This is a genomic window from Pseudonocardia ailaonensis, assembly GCF_039531635.1.
Lineage (GTDB): Bacteria > Actinomycetota > Actinomycetes > Mycobacteriales > Pseudonocardiaceae > Pseudonocardia > Pseudonocardia ailaonensis.
Map to the genome: position 1 here is coordinate 210,605 of NZ_BAAAQK010000012.1, position 21,585 is coordinate 232,189.

The following is a 21,585-nucleotide window of genomic DNA, read 5'->3' on the forward strand; positions in this document are numbered from 1 at the left end:
GCCCGCCCGTGGCGCCTTCCCTCGAGGCCCCGAGCACGCGCGCGCCGGTCGGCGCGCGCACGGGTGGCAGGTCTTCGGACTCGCGGGCGTCGTGCTCGTTCCTACTGGCCGTCGCTTCCCGGGCTCGCACCCAGTGCTTCGTGACGGCGGTCGTTCCCGCTCACCGCTGCGGGGCAGTCCCGGATTCGCACCGGGTTCCCTCTTGCCTCACCCCGTTGGGTACGGGGTGAACCACCAGCGCGTCAGACACTACATGTAGGGGGCGATCACGATCGGGTACCCCAGGTTTCGTGGTCAGTGCTCGCAGCAGTCGTCGGCCACCCGTGGGGCGCAGCAGGTCTGTCCGCGCAGGGCGGTGCGGCCCTCGCGCACGGCGAGCGCGGCCAGGACCAGGCCCGCGGCGGGATCGGCCCACCACCAGCCCAGCGTCGCGTTCAGCAGCAGGCCCGCGAGGACCGCGACGGAGAGGTAGGTGCACAGCAGGGTCTGTTTCGAGTCGGCGACCGCACTGGCCGAGCCGAGCTCGCGCCCGGCGCGGCGCTGGGCCCAGGACAGGAACGGCATGACCAGCACCGACAGCGCGACGAGCACGATCCCGACCCTGGAGTGCCCGGCCTCGGCGGCGCCGAACAGCGCGCGGAGCGACTCGACGGTGACGTAGGCGGCGAGGGCGAAGAAGGACCACGCGATCACGCGCAGGGCGGTGCGTTCGCGGCGTTCGGGATCCCGCCCGGCGAACTGCCAGGCCACGGCGGCGGCCGAGCTGACCTCGATGACCGAGTCCAGGCCGAAGCCGATCAGGGCGACCGAGCCGGCCAGGGTGCCGGAGGTGATCGCGACGACCGCCTCGACGACGTTGTACGTGATCGTGGTGGCGACGAGGAGCCGGACGCGCCGGCGCAGCACGGCACGGCGGTCGGCGCCGGCCGTCGCGGCGGGGGTGCTCATGCCGGTGCCGGTGCGGTCGACGGCTCGCCGTAGACGGGGCAGAGCGCCACGGCGTTCCCGGTCCGGGTGAGGAGGTTCTCGGCGCTGCGCAGGAGCTCGATCAGCTCGGGCCGGGTGAGCGAGTAGTAGGACTGCCGGCCCTCGGTGCGGAAGTCGACGAGCCGGCAGTCCCGAAGGCAGGAGAGGTGTCCGGACACCGTGGACTGGGCGAGGCCGAGCAGCCGCGTGAGGTCGACGACCCGGGCCTCGCCCTCGGCGAGCCGGGACACGATGGCGAGCCGGGTCGGGTCCCCGAGGGACCGGAAGAGGGCGACGGCCGGGGTCACGTCGGGCGGGCAGCAATCCATCGGCACGGGGCGATGATAGCCAGGAGTGCCGATGGAGAGGAAGCGTCGGCCTTCGACGTCCCCGGCGCGGCCACGGTGGTGGTCGCGCGTCTCGGCGACCACTCGATCGGCCCGGCCGTGGCTCAGGCCTCGGCGCGCTTGGGCAGCACCCAGTCCGGCCGCGGGAAGTGGCAGGTGTAGCCCCAGGGCAGCCGCTCCAGGTAGTCCTGGTGCTCGGGCTCGGCCTCCCAGAACGGGCCCGCCGGCTCGACCTCGGTGACGACCGTCCCGGGCCACAGGCCGGAGGCCTCGACGTCCGCGATCGTGTCCTCGGCGACGCGCTTCTGCTCGTCGTCGGTGTAGTAGATCGCGGACCGGTACGAGAGGCCGACGTCGTTGCCCTGCCGGTTCTTCGTCGTCGGGTCGTGGATCTGGAAGAAGAACTCGAGCAGGTCGCGGTAGCTCGTCGCGGCCGGGTCGAACTCGATCTCGATCCCCTCGGCGTGGGTGCCGTGGTTGCGGTAGGTCGCGTTGGCCACGTCGCCGCCCGTGTAGCCCACCCGCGTGGACAGCACGCCGGGGCGCTTGCGGATCAGGTCCTGCATCCCCCAGAAGCAGCCACCGGCCAGGATCGCCTTCTCGCTCATGCGTGTGCCTCCTCAGTCGTTCCCGACGGGTGCAACAGCGGACCGGGCCCGGACGTTCCCGCGGGTCAGTGCACGCCCTTGGCGCCGAAGAAGTCGCCGCCCTTGCGGGCCGGGTCGTCGGTGCCCCACTCGCGGCGCTCGGTGACCCGGGCCATGCGGGGGATGTGCTTGCGGCAGTGGATGTAGGCCTCGTCGACCTTGACCACGACCCAGCGGTCGGCGCGGCGGCCCGGGCTCGTCTCGTCGGGGACGGCGGGGTACTGGGCGCGGAACAGGTCGTCCTCGACGATCCAGGCCTTGCCGTTGACGTGCAGGCCGATCATGTCCTCGACGAAGTCGACCATGAGGAGGCCGACGTTCCCGTTCTCGCTGATGTTGCCCAGGCTCGCGTGCACGCCGTTGCCCCGGTACTCGGGATAGGCGAGATGACGGTCGTCGAGCACCCGGATGAAGCCCGGCTCGCCGGCGCGCAGGGACGAGTCGCACTCGCCGTGGGCGTCCGCCGTGGCGACGAACATCATCTCCATCCGCCCGACGAACTCGATCATTCGGGGGAGGAGCCGCTCCCGCACCTGGTCGTCGTAGAAGCGCTCCGCCCGCGCCGTGGTGCCGTAGGCGGTCTGCAGGGAGTGCTCGCCGTCGGATCCCGGGAGCTCGCGGGGCGTCGGTTCCTGGAGGGGGCGATCCGTCGGCGCCGCCGTTCCCGGCCCCGTGGTGGGGGTCGCGGGAACGGACCCGGCCGGCCACGTCGGGGAGTTGTCGACCGATGTCACTCCGTCACCATGCCATCCGGGCGCGTGATGTCACGGGTGAGCAGAGTCCTTTTCGCCGAGTGGCCAGCGCGCGCCCGGCACTCGGCCCAACGTGGCACCCCCGGGTGGTCTACGGCGCTGCCCCGACCGGCTACGGCGTTCTCACGGAGACGACGAGGCTCTCCAGGCCGCGCAGTCCGTTGTTCAGCAGCGGGCGGGCGGAGACGATCTCGAACTCGGCCACCTCGTCCGCCAGTCGGCCCAGCAGCGCACTCATCTCCAGCCGGGCCAGGTTCATGCCGATGCAGACGTGCTCGCCGCGGCCGAACGAGAGCTGGTCCGACGGCCGGCGCGTGATGTCGAAGCGGGCCGGGTCCGGGTACTTGCGCGGGTCGCGGTTGGCGGCGCCGTAGAGCAGCGCGACCCGGGAGCCCGCGGGCAGGGCGACGCCGTCGATCTCGTGGTCCTCGGTCAGCACGCGGCTGAACTGCGGCACGGGGGACTCGATGCGCAGGGACTCGTTGATGGCGTGCGGGATCAGCGACCGGTCGGCCCGCAGCAGCTCCCACTGCTCGGGATGGCGGGCGAACAGGGCGACGGCGTTCGTGATCGCCAGGATCGTGGTGTCGAGGCTCGGCGTGACGTAGTCGAGCATCATGACCGGGCACTTGTCGCGGGGGAGCTCGCCGCGGTCCGCGGCCTGGTAGAGCTGGTCCGCCCAGCCGTCGGGCTCGATCTTGCCCGGGACGGCCTCGTTCGCCGCGAAGTCGAGGAACTCCCCGACGAGGGGCCCGGAGGCGGTGAAGCGCTCGTTCACCGGGCCCTGGACGTTCCAGATGGCCTCGGCCCACTCCAGCATCTTCCCGCGGTTGCCCTCGCCGAGCCCGACCAGCTCGGACACGACCGTCATCGGCAGGTGCTCGGCCAGCTCGGTGGCCGCGTCGAACCGCCCCCGCGCCACGAGCCGGGTGACGATCTCGTCGGCCGCCGCCTCGATCGTCGAGGAGATGGCCCGCATCAGCTCCTGGCGCAACGGCCGGCCCAGCACGCCGCGCATCATCGTGTGGTCCGGCGGGTCGCTGCACAGCGTGATGCCCTCGAGCTGGGCGTTGATCCCGGGATCGACGAACACCCCCTTCGCCGAGCTGAAGGTCTTCCAGTCCATCAGCGCCGCGCGGACGTCGGCGTAGCGGGTGAGGGCGAAGAGATCCTGCCTCACGAGGTGGACGACCGGGCCGGCCTCGCGCATCCGGTCGTAGACCGGGTACGGGTCGATCCGTGCCTCGTCGCTGAACAGGTCGACGTCGTCGACCGGGATCGTGGTGGTCATGCTCGGCACCGCCTCGGGCTCGTCTGCCGATCACTCTTGCAGACGGAGCGCGCCGGCGGATCACCCCTTTGCCGGCTCGGTCCGCCGGATCCGCGACCGGGCCACCAGCTCGACCGCCGCGAGCACGGCGATCGTCTCCGCGGCCAGCAGTCCGATGAGGACGAGGACCTGAGCGGCGCCGGCGCGGACCGGGTCGCCGCTGCCCAGCAGGACGCCCACGAAGGCGCCCGGGAGCGTCACAAGTCCCACGGTCCGGGTCTGGTCCAGGGCCGGGACCAGCGCGTCCGTCGCGGACTCGCGGACCACGAGCAGCGCGGCGTCGCGGGGGAGGAAACCGAGGGAGAGAGCCGCCTCGTACTCCCCGCGGCGGGCGGCCAGCTGGTCGAGCGCGCGGCGGCCGGCGACGGACGTCGCCGTCATCGCCCCGCCGATCACGATCCCGGCGATCGGGACGACCGCGATCCCAGTCAGCGGCACGGCCCCGGACCCCAGGACGATCGCCAGAACCGGCACGGTGCCCGCCGCGATCGCGACGCCCGCGAGCAGGCCGCTGCGCCCCGGCGTCATCCGGCGGGCCGAGGTCCAGCTCGCCACCCCGAACATCACCAGCACGAACGCGACGGTGGCCCACCAGGAGCGGACGACGGCCAGGATGACCGTCGCGACCAGGCCGAGCTGGACGACCGCACGGACGGCGGCGAGCACCGCGGCCCGACCGGTCCCGAGCTTCCCGAGCACCCCGACGACCACGGCGAGCAGCACCAGGGCGGCGAGCGCCACCCCCAGCTGCCACCCGACGACGATGGTCGATCCGCCCACGGGGCGACCCTAGGCCCGGCGGGGCGGGGTGGGTGTGTGGACGGTCCGGACCGCGGTAGCCCCGCGGCGCGCTACTGATCCCGGACCGTCCGGGCAACCGGTCCCGCGGTCAGCGGGCGCGGCCCGCCGCACCGTCCCCGAACGCCGCCCGACGGCGGGTGCCGTACCAGGCCAGCACCCCGACCAGCGCGTCCTCGGCGAGCGCACCGGGCAGGTCCGAGCCGAGGCGACGGGAGAGCGCCGCGCGCCCGTGGGCACCGGCGAAGGCCGCGGCCAGCGCCGCACCCGCCGCCACCTGGGCTTCTGCGGCCACGCCCGGACCGGGCACCCGCCCGTCGCGCAGGGCGACCGCGGTGGCCGCCGCCGGGGCGAGCGCCACGCGGGGCACGAGCCCGGGCGCACCGGTGCGCGACGGCGTCGCCGGCAGGGTGTCGGCGACCGCCTCCCCGCAGGCCAGCAGGCAGGTGACGAACCGCCCGGCCGGTGCACCGAGCCGCGCCGCGGGTCCGAGGTCCGCCACCGACGAGGTCAGGGCCAGGGCGGTGACCCCGGCCGTGCTGCGGCCGCCGCTCGCCGCCCCCACCGCGGCGGCCCGGACGAGCTCGCCGAGAACACTCCTCGCCGGCCCGGGGAGCCGCTCCCGGGCGGCGGTGGGCTCAGGACCTGCCACGCGGTCCACCGCCGCGGCGTCCGGGGTTCATGCCCTGCGGGCGGCGTCGGTCTCGCTGTTCGCGCCCGCGGAGCGGAGCGTGCCGTCCGCGTTCTCCAGGTGCGCGCGCACGAACCACTGGTACTGCTCGAGATCCCCGGCCTGGGCGATGAGCAGGTCCTGGGTCACCGGGTCCAGCTCCTCGGTCTCGGCGATCGCGGCCCGGTGGTCGGAGACGACGCCGGAGTACACGAGGTCGAGCGCGCCGAGATGGGCGATCGCGTCGTCGCGGCCGATCGAGTAGTCGTCCCAGCTGCGCTGTGCGACGAGCGCACCCGGCGTCCCGAGCGGGGCACCGCCGAGCGTCGCGATGCGCTCGGCGACGTCGTCGACCATGCCGCGGACCGACTCGACCTGCGGGTCGAGCATCGTGTGCACCGCGATGAAGTGCGGGCCGATCACGTTCCAGTGGATGTGCTTGAGGGTGAGCGCCAGGTCGTTGAGCGCGTGCAGGCGGTCCTGCAGCAGCGCGACGACCCGGTCCGCGGCGTCGGTCCCGAGGCCGGGGACGGTGTAGGAGACGCCGTTCGGGGCGGTCGTGGTCACGGTCGACACCTTTCGTCGAGGCCGGGACCGCGGGGCGCGGTCCCGTCGGCTGCGGCGATACCCGTCCGGGGACGCGGAAAACCGGGGGATCCGGAGGACCGTGAACCCGCCCGGACCCGTCGGGCGGGGAGGCGTAGACCTCGTCGGGGTGGGTACCCGGACCCTCGGCCGGGTCGAGAAGCCTGCCCGCGCCCTCCTCCCGAACGTCCCGAGAGAGGTGCGCGTGTCGCTCCTGCACGATCTCGTCGTCCCCCCGCCCGGCCGGACCGCCGATCGGCTCGCCAGCCTGCTGCGCACCGGCGAGCTGGAGCTGGCCCCGCCCGGACGGGGCGACACGGCCGCCCGCTGGGCCCGGCTCGCCGCGTGGGGCCGGGTGAGCCTGCCACTGGCCCGGCTGGTCGAGGGCCACACCGACGCCGTCGCCATCCTGCGCGAGGCCGGTACCGATCCCGTCCCCGGTGCGCGCTACGGGGTCTGGGCCGCCCGCTCGGGCGGCACCGGCGCGCGCCTGACGGGCGCGCCCGGGGGCTGGCGGCTCGACGGGACGGTCCGCTTCTGTTCGGGCGCCTCGGATCTCGAGCGGGCCCTGGTGGTCGCCGAGGCCCCCGGCGGGAGCCGGATCGTCGACCTGGACCTGTCCCGGTCGGGCATCGACCGGCGCCCGGAGTCGTGGCGGGCGGGCGGGATGCGCGAGAGCGACACCATCGACGTCCGCCTCGACCTCGGCGTCACGGACCTGGTCGGCGAGCCCGGCTTCTACACCGGGCGGCCCGGGTTCTGGTGGGGCGGAGGGGGAGTGGCCGCCGTCTGGCTCGGCGGGGCCGCGGGCGTCGTCGACGTCCTGCGCGGGCACCTCGGCGAGCGTCCGGACCCGTACGGCCTGTCCCACCTCGGCGAGCTGCACACCGCGGTCGCGGCGGCGGACGCCCTGCTGGCCAGGACCGCGGACCTGATCGACGCCGAGCCCGGGGACCCACATCGCACCGCGGTGTGGACCGCGCGGGCTGCGGCGGAACGGTTGTGCCGCACCGTCCTCGACGTCGCGCCCGGGGTCGCCGGGGTGGCCGCGCTGGCCGCCGGGCTGGCCGACCGGCTCGCGGACCTGGGGATGTACGTGCGCCAGCACCACGGCGAGCGGGATCTCGCCGACCTCGGCGAGGCGATCCTGAAGGGCGAGCGGTGACCACGCCCGTCGGCGACTGGACGCGGGCGATCGACCGGCACGATCCCGTCGCCCTGGACGTGACCGTCGGCCGGCTGGTCGTCGTCGCGGCCCACCCGGACGACGAGACCCTTGCCGCGGCCGGCTACCTGCGGGCGGTGCACGCCGCCGGCGGCCGGGTCGAGGTCGTCGTCGCCACGGACGGGGAGGCCGCGTTCCCGGACGCCGGTCCCGCGGAGCGGGCCGCCCTCGGCCGGGCGCGGCGGGCCGAGCTGGACGCCGCGCTGCGGGAGCTGGGCCTGGAACCGGCGGTGACCTGGCTCGGGCTGCCGGACTCCGCGCTCGCCGACCACGAGCCCGAGCTCGTGGAGGCGCTCCGCCCCTTGCTCCTCGACGCCGACGCGTGCCTCGCGCCGTGGACCGGTGACCCGCACCCGGACCACGCCGCCGCGGGCCGCGCCGCCGAACGAGCCGCGCCCGCCGGTGTGCACCGCGTCGCGTACCCGATCTGGGCCCGCCCCCGGCGCCGTCCGGACGATCCCGCCCTGCCCTGGGACCGGGCGCTCGTGCACCGCCTGGACGCGGACGCCCGCGCGGCGAAGGCGGCCGCGCTGGCCGCGTTCGCGACCCAGCTCGCCCCGGCCCCGGACGGCGGACCGCCGATCCTGCCGCCGGACGTGCTGGCGCACTTCGCCGGCGACGAGCTGTTCTTCGCCGTCCCGCGGACCGACGGCGCCCCGGTGTCCCGGTTCGCCGAGCTCTACGCCGCGGACCCGGACCCCTGGGGCACCCGCAGCCGCTGGTACGAGGAGCGGAAGCGGGCCGTCGTGGCCGCCTGCCTGCCGCGCAGGCGCTACGCGCACGCCGCGGAGCCGGGCTGCGGCACGGGCGAGCTCACCCGGATGCTCGCCGGCCGCGCCGGCACGCTGACCGCCTCGGACTTCACCCCCGCCGCGGTCGCCGCCACCCGGGCGGCGAATCCCGGCCTCGACGTCCGCGAGGCCGCGCTGCCGTCCGCCGCCGCGCTGCCCGACGGCATCGACCTCGCGGTCCTCAGCGAGGTCCTCTACTACCTGGCACCCGCCGACGTCGCCGCGACCGCGGACCGCCTCGCCCGCGCGCTGGTCCCCGGTGGCGACCTGGTGCTCGTGCACTGGCGGGGACGCGCCCCGGAGGCCCCGCAGGCCGCGGCCGAGGTACACCGCCGGTTCCGCGCGGACCCCCGGTTCGATCCGCTGGTGGAGCACGTCGACGAGGACTTCCTGCTCGACGTGCTGCGGCGCCGGTGAGGGCCGTCTCCGGGGTGGGGGTGGTCGTCCCGGCCCGGGACGAGGGCGACCGGATCGAGGCCTGCCTGCGCTCGGTCCTCGCGGCGCTCGACCGGGTCGCCGTGCCGTCGGCGGTGTGCGTGGTGGCGGACCGGTGCACGGACGACACCGCCGCGGCGGCGGCCCCGTTCGCCGACGTCGTCCGCAACGGGAGGCCCCGCACCATCGGTGAGCTGCGGAACCTCGGCGCGCACCGGGTCCTGGCCCGGCTGCCGGCGGACGCCTGGCTGCTCGGCACCGACGCCGACACGGTCGTCCCGCCGACCTGGGCCGCCGACCACCTGCGGCACGCCCGCCTCGGCGCCGACGCCGTGGCCGGGCTCGCCGATCTCGACGACCCGCACGTCCTGCCGGCCGACGTCCTGAGCCGCTACGCCGAACTCCTCGGGTCCGGGTCCGAGCACGCCTACGCGGCGAACCTGGGCGTCCGCGCGGCGGCGTTCCGCGCGGTCGGCGGGTTCCCGGCCGTCGTCCACGGCGAGGAGCACGCCCTGCTCGCCCGGCTGCGGGCCGCCGGGTACCGGGTCGTGACGGCCGCCGGGATCCGGGTGCGCACCTCGGCCCGGACCGACGGCCGGGCGGAGGGTGGTCTCGCTGACCTGTTGCGCCGCCTGGGCTCCTGAGCCGGTGGGGGATCTCCGGTCGGTGGCCTCCGGTCGGGAGGGAGGGCGTCGAGGCGCGGACGGTCGAGCAGCAGCCCGCCCGGCGCGTCCGCGCCCGCGCCGTTGCCGCGATCGAGCCGGGCCGCTACCGGACCGTCTGATCGAGCGCCTGCTGGACGACCTCGGGCAGGGCCGGGTGGATCCAGTAGGTCCGGCGGACCAGCGCCTCCGCGGTGAGCCCGTGGGTCGCGGCGAGCACCAGCGGCGGGATCAGGGCGGGCGCGTCGGGCCCGATCAGGTGCGCGCCGAGGACCCGGCCGCTGTCCGGGTCGACGAGGACCTTGCAGAAGCCGGGCGGATCGCCCAGCGCCCAGCCGTAGGCGGTGTCCGAGTACTCCGCGACGCCGCGGAGGTACGGCGTCCCCGCCTCCCGCAGCTCCTCCTCGGTCGGGCCGATCGAGGCGATCTGCGGGTCCGTGAAGACCGCGGAGGGCACGAGGTCGTGATCGGCGGACACGAGGTCGTCGGGGTGCAGCAGGTTGTGCCGCACCACCTCCGCCTCCCGGTTGGCGACGTGCTTGAGCGGCACCGGGGTGCAGACGTCGCCGAGCGCCCAGATCCCGTCCGCCGTGGTGCGCTGGTGGTCGTCGACGACGATCCGGCCGTCGCCGTGGGTGTCCACATCGGCCTTCCCCAGGTCGAGCCGGTCCCCGTTCGGGATCCGGCCGACGGCCACGAGCAGCATGTCCGCCTCGACGACCGCGCCGTCGTCGAGCACGAGCCGGAGCGCGCCGGCCTCGCCCTCCAGCCGCTCGAGCTCGCGGCCCAGGCACAGGGAGTAGCGCTCGGCGGCGATCTTCCCGTAGGCCTCGGCGACCTGGCCGTCCTGCCGCCCGAGCAGGCTGTCGGCGGCTTCGACGATCGTGACCGCGCAGCCGAGCTCGTGGAACACGTGGGCCAGCTCGGCGGCGATGTACCCGCCGCCCAGCACGGCGAGGTGCCGGGGGAGCGCGTCGATCCGCATGATCGTGTCGGACGTGTGGAACGGCAGCCCGGAGCCGGCGACGGGCGGGGGGACGGCGGGGCGGGACCCGGCGGCGATCACGATGCGGTCCGCGGTGACCTCCGTGCTGTCGACGTCTCCGTCCACGGTGAGGGTCCTCGGCCCGGTGAAGCGGGCGGTCCCGGTGTGCACGGTGATCCACGGCGTGTCGATCCGGCCGTCGCGGCCCTCCTGGGCGAGGGGATCGGTCCGGCCGGACACGCGCTCGCGGACGGCAGCCCAGTCCGCGCCCCGCAGGTCCGCGGCCACGTCGAAGTCCCCCGCGGTGCGGACGGTCTCCACCACGTCCGCGGTGTGCGCCAGGATCTTCGTCGGGATGCAGCCGACGTTGAGGCAGGTCCCGCCGAAGCGCCGCTCCTCCTCGACGATCGCGACGCCGAGGTCCGAGAAGGCCTCGTCGACGACCATGTTCCCGGAGCCCGTGCCCAGGACGAGCAGGTCGTGGTGGGTCACTCGCGCTCTCCGGCGGTGCCGTTCGCGATCTCCAGCTCGTGGTCGAGGCGCTCGAGGAGCTCCTCGCGGCTCTCCTCGTCCCGCGCGCGTTCCTGCTCGCGTTCCTGCTCGTCGCGGTGCTCGTCGGGTGGCGGGGTCGGCGTCGACATCTCAGCTCCTCGGTCGTGGTCGGCCCCGGGATACCCGGTCGCGCCCCGCCCACCCGTGCCTAGTGCGGGTGAGCCGCCCGGTGCCGGGCGAGGACGTCCAGGCCGAAGTCCGCTTCGGGATCCCGCCAGACCGAGTGCGCGTGGTTGGCGTCGCGCTGGGTGTTGTCCCACTCGACGAGGAGCCGCGGGCCCTGCAGCCGGTAGTAGTGCGGCAGCCCGGGCGCGGTCGGGCCGGCCCAGGCGAGGTGGACGGCGTCGAGCGCGGCATCGTCGCGGGAGTAGTCGTCGGCGTACTCGGCGGCGACCGGGTCGGGGAGGCGGCCGAACGCCGTGCCGAGCAGGAGCCGCAGCTGTTCGCGTTGCGCCGCATCGAGCTCGGTGGCCGGGAGCCCCTTGGGCGAGGCCGTGTACTCGAGCAGGCGGTGATCGGCCTCGGTCAGCCCGGCACGCTCGTCGATCGCGTCGCTGGCGGCCCGGAGCCGGTCCGCCTCGACCGGATCGGGGAAGCGCTCGTCGCGCCAGATGCCGGCGAGCGGGATGGGGCGGTCGCCCTCGCCGACGCGCGGCCGGTTCGCCGTGACCAGGTCCGGCGGCGCCTTCGGCAGCAGGATCGCGCGCGCCGCCAGGTCGGCGGGCAGCGAGCGGACCAGGTCGCGGGCGAGGTCCTCGACGCGACCGAGCGGCCGGTTCACCGCACCGCCCAGGAGCGGCGAGGCGGCCGGGTCGGCGCCCACGAAACACGGGGTGGTGGCCGCCAGCGCGCCGTCGAGCACCAGGTTGTTCAGGGAGACGTGGTGCCCGCCGAAGCGCCAGCCCCAGGTCGCGGAGCCCGGCTCGCCGAACACGCGCAGGTAGTAGAGGCCGGGATCGCGCCCGCGCTCGCGATCGAACCGCGCCGTGAAGCCCTCGGTGCGGTCGAGGACGTTCTCGAGCCCCATCGTCGTCGCCACGGTGACGAAGCCGGCGGCCGAGAGGCCCGACGCGACCAGCCGCATCGCCCCGCGCTGCTGGGCCGGTCGCTGCCGGTGCAGGGTCAGGCCGCCGTGGTCGGTCGGGGTGTAGAACCAGCGGCGGCGCTCGGCGTCCGCCCCCGTGTCGGACGGCGCGTGGCCGGTGGCCTCCGCGCGTTGCCCGCCGTCGAGGGAGTCCAGCCAGGCGGCCGCGGCCTCCGCCATGGCGGCGGCGACGTCCCGGCGGGCTGCGCTCATCGCGGCAATCTAGCGACGGTCCGGGGTGATCGCCGGTCGGACGCAGGCGCTCCGCTCGCGCACCGGACCGGCGTACCCGCTCCCCGGTGTCGCAGGTCGACCAGGGGTCAGGGCCGGACCCTGATCACGACCTCGGAGCCGGTCACGCGCTCGACGCCGACCGTGAAGCCGCCCGCCTCGGTGGTGGCGCCCACCGGGATCCGGACCTGCTGACCCGCGACGCTCACCTCGGCGACGTCGTTCTGCACGCCGACGAGCCTCGCCTCGATCCCGAGTACGGACACCGAGGCCGCCCCGCTGCGGGGGAACGTGATCGTGCAGCCGTCGAGCCCGCAGTCCGTGGACGAGGAACCGCCGCCGCAGCCCACCAGGGCGAACAGGAGCGCCACGACGGACAGGACGCGGGTCAGGAAGGAGCGCACGAGGAGAAGCCTAGCGAGAGGGACGAACGGTGCGTATCGGACACCCCACCCCGCGAGTCGGCACATCCGGGAGGCCGAATGTGACGCTCGCGCGCACCGGTCGGTCGTCGAATAACGGCCGTTCGGTAGACCGGTTCCGGACGATCGGACGCCGACGTAGGGTGGGCCCGAAGGCATCCGACGGAGGGAGCGCGGCACGTGAGGGCGAGCGACGGGACGGCCGGATGAGCGCGGCGCCTGCCACACCGGGGAGCACGCGGGTGTCGCCCGCCGCGCGGGAGGCCATCGGCCGGGCGGTCGTCGGGCGGGAGCGGGAGCTCACGCTGGTGCTCGCGGCGGTGGCCGCAGGGCGCGACGTGCTGCTCGAGGGCCCGCCCGGGACCTCGAAGTCGACGATGCTGCGCGCGATCACCGAGCACTGGGACGTGCCGTTCGTGCTGGTCGAGGGCAACGCCGAGCTCACGCCGGCGCGCCTGGTGGGCCACCACAATCCGGCCCGCGTGCTGCAGGAGGACTACTCCGCGGAGAACTTCGTGCCCGGCCCGCTGGTCGAGGCCATGCGCACCGGCGGCTTCCTCTACATCGAGGAGCTCAACCGTGCGCCCGAGGACACGCTGAACGTGCTGCTGGGCGCGATGGCGGAGCGGGCGGTCACGGTGCCGAGGGTGGGCACCATGAAGGCCGAGCCGACGTTCCGCGTCCTGGCGTCGATGAACCCGTTCGACAACGTGGGCACCGCCCGGATCTCGGACTCCGTGTACGACCGGTGGAACCGGCTCGCCGTCGGCTACCAGTCGGCGGCGGAGGAGGCGGACATCGTCGCCCGCCGCACCGACTGCTCGGACGCGGCGCTGGTGGCCGACGGGGTGGCGCTGACCCGCGCCACCCGCATCCATCCGGAGCTGCGGCGCGGCTCCTCGGTGCGCGGGGCGATCGACCTGGTGGCGGTCGCGGTGGAGCTGCAGCGGATCGCGCCGGACGCCGAGCGTGACCGCGTGGTGCTCGACGCCGCGCTGCTGGCGCTCTCGGCGCGGATCGGCGTCGACGAGGCGTCCGACGCCACGCCGGAACAGGTGATCACCGAGATCTGGGAGAACCATTTTTTCTCGGCCCCCGGCGGGCAGCGCCGGGCCCGCACCGCCTGAACGTCCCCAACGCCGTCGCGCTGCCCACCGCCCCCGGCGGTGAGCGACGGAGCCTGGAACCGTTGCGCCGCAAGCCCAAGAAGCTCTCCTCCGCGCCGGACCTGTTCTCGCGGGGGAACGGGCAGCCGGTCGTCGCGGAGCTGAACCCCGACCGCGGCGACGGCGCGGTGGACCTGCCCGCGGGTGGGCAGGGCGTGCTCGTGACCGCGCAGAAGGCCGTGCAGAAGGAGCTCGCGGAGCTGCTGGAGGACGTGGCGCCGGATCCGGCGGTGGCGGCCATGGCGCAGTCCATCGCGCGCCGGCTGTCCGTGCGCCGGCGACCGCGGGACGCCCGGGCCGAGCGGGGGACGGGCGCACTCGCGTCGGTGCCCTACGCCTACCGCTCCGACGACATCGACCTCGACAGGACGATCGAGATGCTCGCCGAGCGGCCGGTGCCGGAGGACACGGACGTGATCGTCCGGGAGCGGATGAGCTCGCGGCGCGCGGCGGTGCTGATCGTCGACGTGTCCGGGTCCATGCGCGGGGAGAAGGTCCGGATCGCCGCGGCCACGGTCGCGGCGCTGTCGGCCGACCTGTCCGGTGCGGGGGACCAGCTCGCGCTGGTCGCCTTCTGGTCCGACGCCGCCGTCCTCAAGGGACTGACGCAGGTGGCCACGCCCGCGCGCCTGCTGGACACCTTGCTGCGCATCCCCGCCCGCGGCCTCACGAACGTCGGCTTCGGGCTGTCCGTGGGGCTCGCGGAGCTGGGCCGGTCCGCGGCGCGGCGGCGCACGGCGATCCTGCTGTCCGACGCGGTGCACAACGCGGGCCCGGACCCGCGGGAGCTGGCCCGGCGGTTCCCGGAGCTGCACGTGCTGCTGGAGACCGACGGGGAGCACGATCTCCCGCTGGGCCGGGACCTGGCCCGGCTGGGCCGGGGCACCCTGAGCCCGGTCGCGAGCCACCGTGACGTCGCCCCGGCGCTGAACCGGATCCTCAACCGGTAGCGGCGGGCGGTCGTCGGCAACCCTCCGGCGCCCGCACTGATCCGCGGACCGCTGCGCCGTTCCCGGGCGCCCGAGTTGCTCTGCTGGCCGATCCGCCCGTGCTGATCGCTGTATCCGTGCACGGAGGCAGGTCCGACCTGCGTCGGTGCACCGATACAGCGATCACACGGCCACGGGTCGTCGGCGACGGCAGGTCGGACCTGCCGGGTCAGGGCCGGCGGAAGCGGTCGGCGATCTGGGGGTCGTCCTCCCACCAGAGGCGGCCCGGGGTGGTGGGCTGGGAGGCAGAAGGTTGTGGGGCGGTGGGCTGTGGGACAGGGGGCCGAGAGGCGGGCTGTGCGGTGTCGGGGTGCTGGGTGTCGGGGTGCTGCGGGGCGGGGTGCTGCGGGGCGGGCTGGTCGGCGGGGCTCCCCGCGGCGGCGCTCAGGGTCTCGGGGATCCGGGGCACCCCGGCTGCGGCGGCCTCGACGGCGTCGAGGTGGGCGTCGATCTCGCGGGCACGGTCCTCGTCCTCGCGGACCATGCGGGAGAACACGATCCCGATGAACGGCAGCCCGACGACGTCGCCGCCGATCCACAGCACCCCGGCTCCGAGCAGCTGGTCCGTGCGCAGGTCCGGGCCCCAGCCCCGGTTCAGCGCGGTGTAGAAGCCCGCGGCCACGAGCGGGCCGAGCCAGAGCACGACGCCGAGGACGGCGTCGCCGATCATCTCGACGATCGTGATCGCGAGGGTGACCAGGTGGGAGCCGTCGCGCGGGGTCGGGTCGATCCGAAAACGCGTCCAGAAGTAGACGAACCCGGATGCCGCGAGCACGGTGGCGGCCACCCCGGAGACCGCGGTGCTGCGCAGCGTCTGCTCGTAGAGCGGGCTGAGGTACAGCGCGAGGATCGGCACGACCAGGAGCAGCGTGACGACCAGGGGGAGCGTCGCCCAGCGCAGGGGCGCGCAGTGGAGGACGCGGGAGAGCCGGGCCCTCGCCGCCGGCGGTATGCCCGCGGCGAGCAGGGTGAGCGGGGCGCCCACCGCCAGCAGCATCGGGACCACCATGAGCAGCGTGATGTTCTGGAGTGCGCGGACCCAGAACAGGGTGTCGTCGTAGACGCCGACGAACGAACAGCCGACCAGGAGCAGGAGGACCAGGCCGATCGCGAAGCACCAGGTGCGGTGACGGGGCCAGGGGCCGGTCCACCGCCGGACGCCGGCCCCGTACCCGCCGCCGAGCACCGCCGCCGCGGCGATCACGCCGGGGGCGAACCGCCACGACGTCAGCAGGCGCAGCCAGGTCAGCGGGGGTGGCACGGCCGGACCGGGCAGCGCCGCCGGGTGGGGCAGCGTCGCGGGGTGGGGCAGAGCCGCTGGGTGGGGCAGAGCCGCTGGGTGGAGCAGAGCCGTCACCAGCGGCAGGAACGCACTCATCGACCGACCTCCGGGCGCGACGCTAGCCCGGCCGGTCCGGGGGCCGGGCCGCGGTGCGCTCCCGGGCGAGATGCCCCGTTCGCCTGTGCTGCACCGTTCCTGCCGGATGATCGTCGTCCCGGTGCTGTCAGGCAGGGCGACGCTGTCTGGCAGGGCGACGCTGTCTGGCAGGGCGACGCTGTCAGGCAGGGCGACGAGGCGTCAGGCAGGGCGACGAGGCGTCAGCGCACCGGAACGACGATCCTGCGGCGGCACCGGGGCGCGGCGCCTGGTGATCGTCGCTTCCGTGCTCCCACGCAGATCGAGCATGCGGGGGAGCACCGGAGCGCTGATCACTACCCCTTCAGCAGGCTCGCGGCGTGGTCGGGGGCCTCGTGGTCGACCTCGCGGGGCGGGCGGACGTAGCCCTTGCCCTTCCCGCGGTCCGGCATCGCGAAGGTCGGGCGGTCGACCGGCTCCCACGGGATGCTGCCGAGCAGGTGGGCGATCATGTTGAGCCGGGCGCGGCGCTTGTCCTCGGACTCGACGATGGTCCACGGGGCCGTCTCGGTGTCCGTGTGCACCAGCATGTCGTCCTTGGCCTGGGAGTAGTCGTCCCAGCGGGTGATCGACTCCAGGTCCATGGGGGAGAGCTTCCACTGCTTGAGCGGGTTGTCCATGCGCTCGCGGAAGCGCTTCTCCTGCTCGTCCGGGCTGACCGAGAACCAGTACTTGCGCAGCAGGATCCCGTCCTCCACGAGCAGCTCCTCGAAGATCGGGCACTGGCGCAGGAACCGGGTGTACTCGCGGGGGGTGCAGAAGCCCATCACCCGCTCGACCCCGGCGCGGTTGTACCAGGAGCGGTCCAGCAGCACGATCTCCCCGGCCGCCGGGAGGTGCTCGACGTAGCGCTGGAAGTACCACTGCGTGCGCTGCCGCTCGGTGGGCGCGGGCAGCGCCACGATCCGCGCGACGCGGGGATTGAGATGCTCGACGACCCGCTTGATCGCCCCGCCCTTGCCCGCCGCGTCCCGGCCCTCGAACACGATCACCACGCGGGCCTGCGTGGCCTTCACCCACTCCTGGAGCTGCACGAGCTCGCCCTGCAACCGCAGCAGCTCCGCCTCGTACACGTCCTTCGGGAAGCGCTTGCTCTTCTTGCCCACTACCCGTCCCCCTTCTCGAGCCCCTGCTGGAAAGCCTGTAGTGCCTCACCCGAGGTGTCGAAGACCGCGTCGGGTGTGATCCCGTAGCGTCCCAGCTCGCGCCGCACCGGGTCGAGGACGTTCGAGATCACGAGCCGGACGCCGCGCTCCGCGAGCCGCGCCCGGACCGTCTCCAGCACGGTGCCGGCGGTGTAGTCGACGTCGCCGACCGCCGCCGCGTCGAGGCAGAACCAGCGGACCGGCGGGCCGGCCGAGAGCAGGGTGGTGACGTCGTCCGCGAGGCGCGAGGCGTTGGCGAAGTAGAGGCCGCTGCCGAACCGGTAGACGACCAGGCCGTCGACCGTCCGGGCGCCCGCGGCCACCGGCTCCGAGTGCCAGTGGCCCTCCGCGGACTTGCGCAGCACCGCGTTGTGCGGGGTGTAGCTGTGCCGCAGGTGGTCCGCGATCGACGCGGCCACGGCGACGACGATCCCGAGCTCCACCCCGAACCCGACGACGGCCAGCGCGGTCAGCACCGCCACCACGAACTCCGCCCGGCGGACCCGCCAGAGCCGGCGCAGCCCGGCCACGTCGACCAGCTCGATGCCGATCAGGAACACCACGGCGGCGAGCGCGGCGAGCGGCAGCAGCCCCAGCGGCGGGGTCAGCAGCAGCACGACGAGCACGGTGACCACGGCCGCGGCCAGCGGGGCGAGCTGGCTGCGGCCGCCCGCCGAGTCGACCATCTGCGACTTCGTGGGGCTGCCGTTGACCACGAACGTCCCGGTCAGGGCGCTCGCGAGGTTCGCGCCGGCGAGGCCGGTGACGTCCGTGTCGACCGCGGGGCGCTCGCCGTAGCGGGCCGCGTAGGCGCGCGCGGTCGCGGCACTCTGGGCGAGGATCACGACCACCATGGACAGTGCGGTCGGCAGCACCGCGCGCAGGTCGTCCGGGGCGAGGCCGGGCAGCGTGAGCCGGGGGAGGCCCGACGGCACATGCCCGACGGCCGGGGCCCCGAGGTCCGTCACCGCGGCGACGACGATCGCGGCCACCACCGCGATCAGCGCTCCGGGGATCCGCCGGTCGAGCCGCCGCAGCGCGAGCACCACGACCACGACGGCCGCCGCGATCGCGAGCGAGGTGAGGTCCGTGCCGGACAGCCCGCGGGCCAGCTGGACCAGCCGTTCGGGGACGTCCCGCGACGCCGCGGCGATCCCGAGGATCTCGGGGAGCTGGCCGACCGCCACCTGGATGCCGACGCCGGTGAGGAACCCGACGAGCACGGTGCGGGACAGGAAGTTCGCCAGCGCCCCCAGCCGCAGCAACCGGGCGACGACGAGCAGCGCGGCGACGACCAGCGCGGTGGTGCCGGCGAGCTCGACGTACCGCTCGCTGCCGGTGGCGGCCAGGCCGGCGAGCCCCGCGGCCAGCATCGCGGCGGTGGCCGAGTCCGCGCCGACGACGAGGTGCCGGGACGCCCCGAGCAGGGCGAACACGATCGCGGGCGCGAGCAGCGTGTAGAGCCCGGTCTCCACCGGCATGCCCGCGATCCGCGCGTAGCCGAGCACCTCCGGCACCGCCAGCGCGGCGAGGGTGGCTCCGGCGAGGACGTCCGGCAGCAGCCGCTCGCGGCGGAACACGAGGCCCCGGCCGATGATCTGCATTCCCGCCCCCCGTTCCGCGTCGTCGCAGGGTAGCGGTGCCCGAATCCTGTTACGCCGCGGTGAATCCGGCATGAGGCGCAGCGGCGGGCCGGCCGCGTCGCGGGCCGTTGTATTTCCGGATGGTTGCCACCGGAAAACATGCGGTCACCAAGGCCCGCGGCGCATTGCCGCTGCGCGCGGCCGACCTCCACTCTGCACTCGTCCGTCCGGACCGTCGCGGACCGTCGTCCGCATGCACATCCAGAGGAATTCGAGGGAGACATGAAGCTGCCCGTGGCACTCGCACTGGTGATCGGCGTGATCGGCGCCGTGATCACCTACCTGTACGTCGGCCCGCTGGCGGGGCTGGGCCTGATGGTCCCGGCCACGTTCATCGGCGCGGCGAGCTTCTTCGCCGCCGGCGGTGACCGCGCCGCGCTCGTGAAGTCCGTGCCCGCCACCGTCTGGGGCATCGTCTGCGGCACCGTCACGCTGATCCTGCTCGGGCTCGTGGCCAACCCGGTCCTGGCCGGGGTGGTGGTCGGCGGGATGACCGCGGTGTTCATCCTCGGCGCGCTCGTGCCGGCGCTCGGGTTCGTGCCGGGCTCGGTGTTCGGGTTCGCGACGACGGTGGCGTTCGGCCTGCTCACCGGTGCCTCGGGCACGGACTTCTCGCTGCCCACCGGGCCGTTCACGGTGATGCTGGTGTCGTTCCTGGTGGGCGGCGCGTTCGGCTACGGCAGCAGCCTGATCGTCGGCAGGCTGGTGGCGCCCGCCCCGGCGGCGCCGGCGGAGGCCGTCGCCGCCTGAGCCCGGGGGTGACGGTGGGTCGCCCGACCGCAGGGGTCGGACGACGCCACCGGGCCACACCTCGGCACGCATCCCGCGCGTCGCCGGCACCATGCTTGCCGGCCCGGAACCGGTGACGCGCACGGACCGCGGCGATCAGCCGACGTCAGGTTGATCGCCGCGGTCGCTCCCTGTCAACGTGGCGCGGCCGACGGGGCGCCCGTCACCGGGCGGCGGTCCGGAAGACCGGCCAGCCGATCTCGGTGCGCCACGCGGCCGGATCGGAGGTGTCCCGCGGGCCCACGAGGTAGGTCTCGTGGACCGGGCCGGCGACGGTCAGGGCGTGCTCGGCGAGGTGGCGGCCCAGCGCGCCGTAGGTGACGTCGATGTCGTCGTGGGGTCCGGGATGGACGGTCACGGCGAGCTCCCCGGCGGGGAGCGTCAGGGCGTGCACCGGTCCGGCGTCGACCGGCGGATCGGTGGGGACGAACACGGTGGCGTGCCCCGCGCCGTCGGCGAACAGGGCGTTGTCGTACCGGCCGCCCGGGGGCCCGGTCGGCCGCGCCCCGGCTGCCGCGACCGCCGCGTCGAGGGCGGTCATCGCCTCGGAGTACCAGCGGAGGGAGTCGTCGAGGGCGACCCGGGCGGCCTCCACGGCGGTGACGACCCGTTCCGGCTCGGTGCGGTACACGACGTCGGGCTCCGCGGGGGCGAGCAACCGCCGCAGCGAGAGCACCGCGGCCCGGGTCTCGTCGAGCCGCCGTTCGAGCCGGTCGAGGTGCTCGGCGATCAGGGCGGCGCGGGCCGCCGGGTCCTCGGTGGCCAGCACCTCCCGGATCTCCTTCAGCGGCATGTCGAGCCGGCGGAACCGGTGGATGACCTGGGCCGTCGGGATCTGCTCGGCGGTGTAGCGCCGGTAGCCGCTGAACGGGTCGACGTGGGCGGGCTCGAGCAGGCCGGCCTCGTGGTACTTCCGCAGCGTCCGGATGCTCAGGTGCGTGAGGACGGCGAAGTCGCCGATGGTCATCTCGCGGCTCACGGTCTCCAGCATGGCCCACGGTCCCGCTACGGGGCGATGGTGAGGGCCGCGATCCGGCCGTCCGTGGCGACTGTGAAGTCGAAGGTCAGCTCCACGGGGCTGCCCGCGAAGGCGCCGGAGATCTCCGTGCGGGCGCGGTACCGGTCGGCGGACGGGACGACCTCGCGGACGGCGTAGGCCACCAGCGGCACCTCGGTGCGCCATCCGGCGATCTCGTCGACGCCGCGGTAGGTCTTCCCGTCGTCGCGGACGACGGCGTCGGGGGTGAACTGGGCGAGGTAGGCGGCCTTGTCGTCACCGGTGGCGGCGAGGGCGAAATAGCGTTCGAGCAGCGCGGGAAGGTCGGTCATGCAGGAACCGTCCACCCTCCCCCGGGGCGAGGGTCAAACGCCCGTGCCCGGCATGCGGTGTGGCCCCGCACCGCTCCGGGGTGCTCAGCCGAACGAGCCGGCCTCCCAGATCGTGCGGGCCAGCGACGGGCGGCCGGCGTCGAGGTCGAGCACGCCATGCACCCGGGCGAGCTGCGCGACGAGCTCACCGGCGGGGACGCCGTACACCGCCGCCTCGACCGCCAGGACGGCCGTGACCGGTGTGGCGCCCGGGCCCTCGGTCTGCATCCGGCAGAGGTGGCGGCCGAGCAGTCGGGCGGTGGCGTCGAGCGTGCGCAGGTCGGCCGGCGGGATCTCCTCGAGGGCGGCCGGCCCCGCGCCGCCGACGGCCGCGCGGACCGGGCGGGCGACCCGCGCCCAGGCCCGCAGCGCGGCGCGCTGCCGCAGCGGCGCCGGGAGCTCGGCCCCGCGGCGCTCGACGTCGGCGTAGGCGAGCAACAGCCCGGACACCCGGCCGGTGACCTGCGTCCACTCCGCCGGCGTGCCGGGCACGGCGCGGACCAGCAGCCTGCGCGGGCGGGGCAGGGGCACGGTGGGAGGGACGGCCCGGGCGCGCTCGTCCTCCGGTGACGTGGTCACGAGCCCT

General features: G+C 74.9%; 24 protein-coding genes and 1 riboswitch. Of the genes, 6 read left to right on the plus strand and 18 right to left on the minus strand.

Annotated features, from left to right (window positions below):
- Positions 1-48: 48 nt before the first annotated feature.
- A riboswitch (cobalamin riboswitch) is annotated at positions 49-251 on the minus strand.
- Between the two features lie 43 nt (positions 252-294).
- The 8 genes from ABD324_RS19505 to ABD324_RS19540 form a co-directional block, all read right to left on the minus strand.
- Positions 295-948 carry a cation efflux transmembrane domain-containing protein gene (locus ABD324_RS19505; protein ID WP_344418832.1) on the minus strand — a complete coding sequence of 218 codons (654 nt, stop codon included), beginning with the start codon at positions 946-948 and terminating at the stop codon, positions 295-297.
- The gene (locus ABD324_RS19510) at positions 945-1,295 is read right to left on the minus strand and encodes an ArsR/SmtB family transcription factor (RefSeq protein ID WP_344419401.1); all 351 of its coding nucleotides are present in this window, start codon (positions 1,293-1,295) and stop codon (positions 945-947) included. Before ABD324_RS19510 ends, ABD324_RS19505 begins: the two co-directional genes overlap by 4 nt.
- A 122-nt stretch (positions 1,296-1,417) precedes the next feature.
- Positions 1,418-1,921, minus strand: a complete 504-nt coding sequence (gene msrA / locus ABD324_RS19515) for a peptide-methionine (S)-S-oxide reductase MsrA (protein WP_344418835.1) — start codon at positions 1,919-1,921, stop codon at positions 1,418-1,420.
- A 65-nt stretch (positions 1,922-1,986) separates the two neighbouring features.
- Positions 1,987-2,694, minus strand: a complete 708-nt coding sequence (locus ABD324_RS19520) for a pyridoxamine 5'-phosphate oxidase family protein (protein WP_425565867.1) — start codon at positions 2,692-2,694, stop codon at positions 1,987-1,989.
- 130 nt (positions 2,695-2,824) lie between these two features.
- Positions 2,825-4,003, minus strand: a complete 1,179-nt coding sequence (locus ABD324_RS19525; RefSeq protein ID WP_344418838.1) for a cytochrome P450 — start codon at positions 4,001-4,003, stop codon at positions 2,825-2,827.
- Positions 4,004-4,063: 60 nt separating this feature from the next.
- Positions 4,064-4,822, minus strand: coding sequence for an ABC transporter permease (locus tag ABD324_RS19530; protein ID WP_425565868.1), 759 nt, complete (start codon positions 4,820-4,822; stop codon positions 4,064-4,066).
- Between the two features lie 109 nt (positions 4,823-4,931).
- Positions 4,932-5,492: a hypothetical protein gene (locus ABD324_RS19535; RefSeq protein WP_344418841.1), complete on the minus strand. Its 561-nt coding sequence runs from the start codon at positions 5,490-5,492 to the stop codon at positions 4,932-4,934.
- A 27-nt stretch (positions 5,493-5,519) separates the two neighbouring features.
- On the minus strand, positions 5,520-6,077 hold the full coding sequence (locus ABD324_RS19540; RefSeq protein WP_344418843.1) for a Dps family protein: 558 nt from the start codon (positions 6,075-6,077) through the stop codon (positions 5,520-5,522).
- Between the two features lie 148 nt (positions 6,078-6,225).
- On the opposite strand from ABD324_RS19540, the gene ABD324_RS19545 reads away from it, so the two are divergent.
- The 3 genes from ABD324_RS19545 to ABD324_RS19555 are packed head-to-tail and all read left to right on the plus strand — an operon-like array spanning position 6,226 to position 9,190.
- Entirely contained in the window at positions 6,226-7,260 is a 1,035-nt protein-coding gene (locus ABD324_RS19545; RefSeq protein WP_344418844.1) for an acyl-CoA dehydrogenase family protein, read from the plus strand.
- Positions 7,257-8,528 (plus strand): PIG-L family deacetylase, encoded by a 1,272-nt coding sequence (locus ABD324_RS19550; protein ID WP_344418845.1) that lies wholly within the window; start codon positions 7,257-7,259, stop codon positions 8,526-8,528. Before ABD324_RS19545 ends, ABD324_RS19550 begins: the two co-directional genes overlap by 4 nt.
- A complete protein-coding gene (locus ABD324_RS19555) occupies positions 8,525-9,190 on the plus strand; it encodes a glycosyltransferase family 2 protein (RefSeq protein ID WP_344418847.1) in 666 nt (221 codons plus the stop codon). The genes ABD324_RS19550 and ABD324_RS19555 overlap by 4 nt, the downstream gene beginning before the upstream one ends.
- 124 nt (positions 9,191-9,314) lie before the next feature.
- Here ABD324_RS19555 and ABD324_RS19560 read toward each other — a convergent pair whose 3' ends face one another.
- The 4 genes from ABD324_RS19560 to ABD324_RS19575 all read right to left on the minus strand — a co-directional run bounded on the left by ABD324_RS19560 (position 9,315) and on the right by ABD324_RS19575 (position 12,464).
- Entirely contained in the window at positions 9,315-10,685 is a 1,371-nt protein-coding gene (locus tag ABD324_RS19560) for a mycothione reductase (protein ID WP_344418849.1), read from the minus strand.
- Entirely contained in the window at positions 10,682-10,834 is a 153-nt protein-coding gene (locus tag ABD324_RS19565; protein WP_344418851.1) for a hypothetical protein, read from the minus strand. Before ABD324_RS19565 ends, ABD324_RS19560 begins: the two co-directional genes overlap by 4 nt.
- 59 nt (positions 10,835-10,893) lie before the next feature.
- On the minus strand, positions 10,894-12,042 hold the full coding sequence (locus ABD324_RS19570) for a DUF3500 domain-containing protein (protein WP_344418854.1): 1,149 nt from the start codon (positions 12,040-12,042) through the stop codon (positions 10,894-10,896).
- Between the two features lie 107 nt (positions 12,043-12,149).
- Positions 12,150-12,464 carry a hypothetical protein gene (locus ABD324_RS19575; RefSeq protein ID WP_344418856.1) on the minus strand — a complete coding sequence of 105 codons (315 nt, stop codon included), beginning with the start codon at positions 12,462-12,464 and terminating at the stop codon, positions 12,150-12,152.
- 224 nt (positions 12,465-12,688) lie between these two features.
- On the opposite strand from ABD324_RS19575, the gene ABD324_RS19580 reads away from it, so the two are divergent.
- Together ABD324_RS19580 and ABD324_RS19585 are read left to right on the plus strand one after the other, a co-directional pair.
- Positions 12,689-13,609 carry an AAA family ATPase gene (locus ABD324_RS19580; protein ID WP_344418859.1) on the plus strand — a complete coding sequence of 307 codons (921 nt, stop codon included), beginning with the start codon at positions 12,689-12,691 and terminating at the stop codon, positions 13,607-13,609.
- 62 nt (positions 13,610-13,671) lie between these two features.
- Positions 13,672-14,598, plus strand: a complete 927-nt coding sequence (locus tag ABD324_RS19585; protein WP_344418861.1) for a vWA domain-containing protein — start codon at positions 13,672-13,674, stop codon at positions 14,596-14,598.
- Positions 14,599-14,806: 208 nt separating this feature from the next.
- On the opposite strand, the gene ABD324_RS19590 is transcribed toward ABD324_RS19585, so the two are convergent.
- From ABD324_RS19590 to ABD324_RS19600, 3 genes are all read right to left on the minus strand, one after another.
- Complete coding sequence (locus ABD324_RS19590) at positions 14,807-16,015, minus strand: cytochrome c oxidase assembly protein (RefSeq protein ID WP_344418863.1); 1,209 nt, start codon at positions 16,013-16,015, stop codon at positions 14,807-14,809.
- Between the two features lie 335 nt (positions 16,016-16,350).
- Positions 16,351-17,160 carry a polyphosphate kinase 2 gene (gene ppk2 / locus ABD324_RS19595; RefSeq protein ID WP_344418865.1) on the minus strand — a complete coding sequence of 270 codons (810 nt, stop codon included), beginning with the start codon at positions 17,158-17,160 and terminating at the stop codon, positions 16,351-16,353.
- A complete protein-coding gene (locus ABD324_RS19600) occupies positions 17,160-18,803 on the minus strand; it encodes a SulP family inorganic anion transporter (RefSeq protein ID WP_344418867.1) in 1,644 nt (547 codons plus the stop codon). Before ABD324_RS19600 ends, ppk2 begins: the two co-directional genes overlap by 1 nt.
- Before the next feature lie 261 nt (positions 18,804-19,064).
- Between ABD324_RS19600 and ABD324_RS19605 the strand changes: the two genes are divergently transcribed.
- Positions 19,065-19,592 (plus strand): DUF1097 domain-containing protein, encoded by a 528-nt coding sequence (locus ABD324_RS19605; RefSeq protein WP_344418869.1) that lies wholly within the window; start codon positions 19,065-19,067, stop codon positions 19,590-19,592.
- Between the two features lie 202 nt (positions 19,593-19,794).
- Here ABD324_RS19605 and ABD324_RS19610 read toward each other — a convergent pair whose 3' ends face one another.
- From ABD324_RS19610 to ABD324_RS19620, 3 genes are all read right to left on the minus strand, one after another.
- Entirely contained in the window at positions 19,795-20,610 is an 816-nt protein-coding gene (locus tag ABD324_RS19610; protein ID WP_344418871.1) for a MerR family transcriptional regulator, read from the minus strand.
- Positions 20,611-20,636: 26 nt separating this feature from the next.
- The gene (locus ABD324_RS19615) at positions 20,637-20,960 is read right to left on the minus strand and encodes a nuclear transport factor 2 family protein (RefSeq protein WP_344418873.1); all 324 of its coding nucleotides are present in this window, start codon (positions 20,958-20,960) and stop codon (positions 20,637-20,639) included.
- Positions 20,961-21,044: 84 nt separating this feature from the next.
- Entirely contained in the window at positions 21,045-21,578 is a 534-nt protein-coding gene (locus ABD324_RS19620; protein WP_344418874.1) for a hypothetical protein, read from the minus strand.
- Between the last annotated feature and the right edge of the window lie 7 nt (positions 21,579-21,585).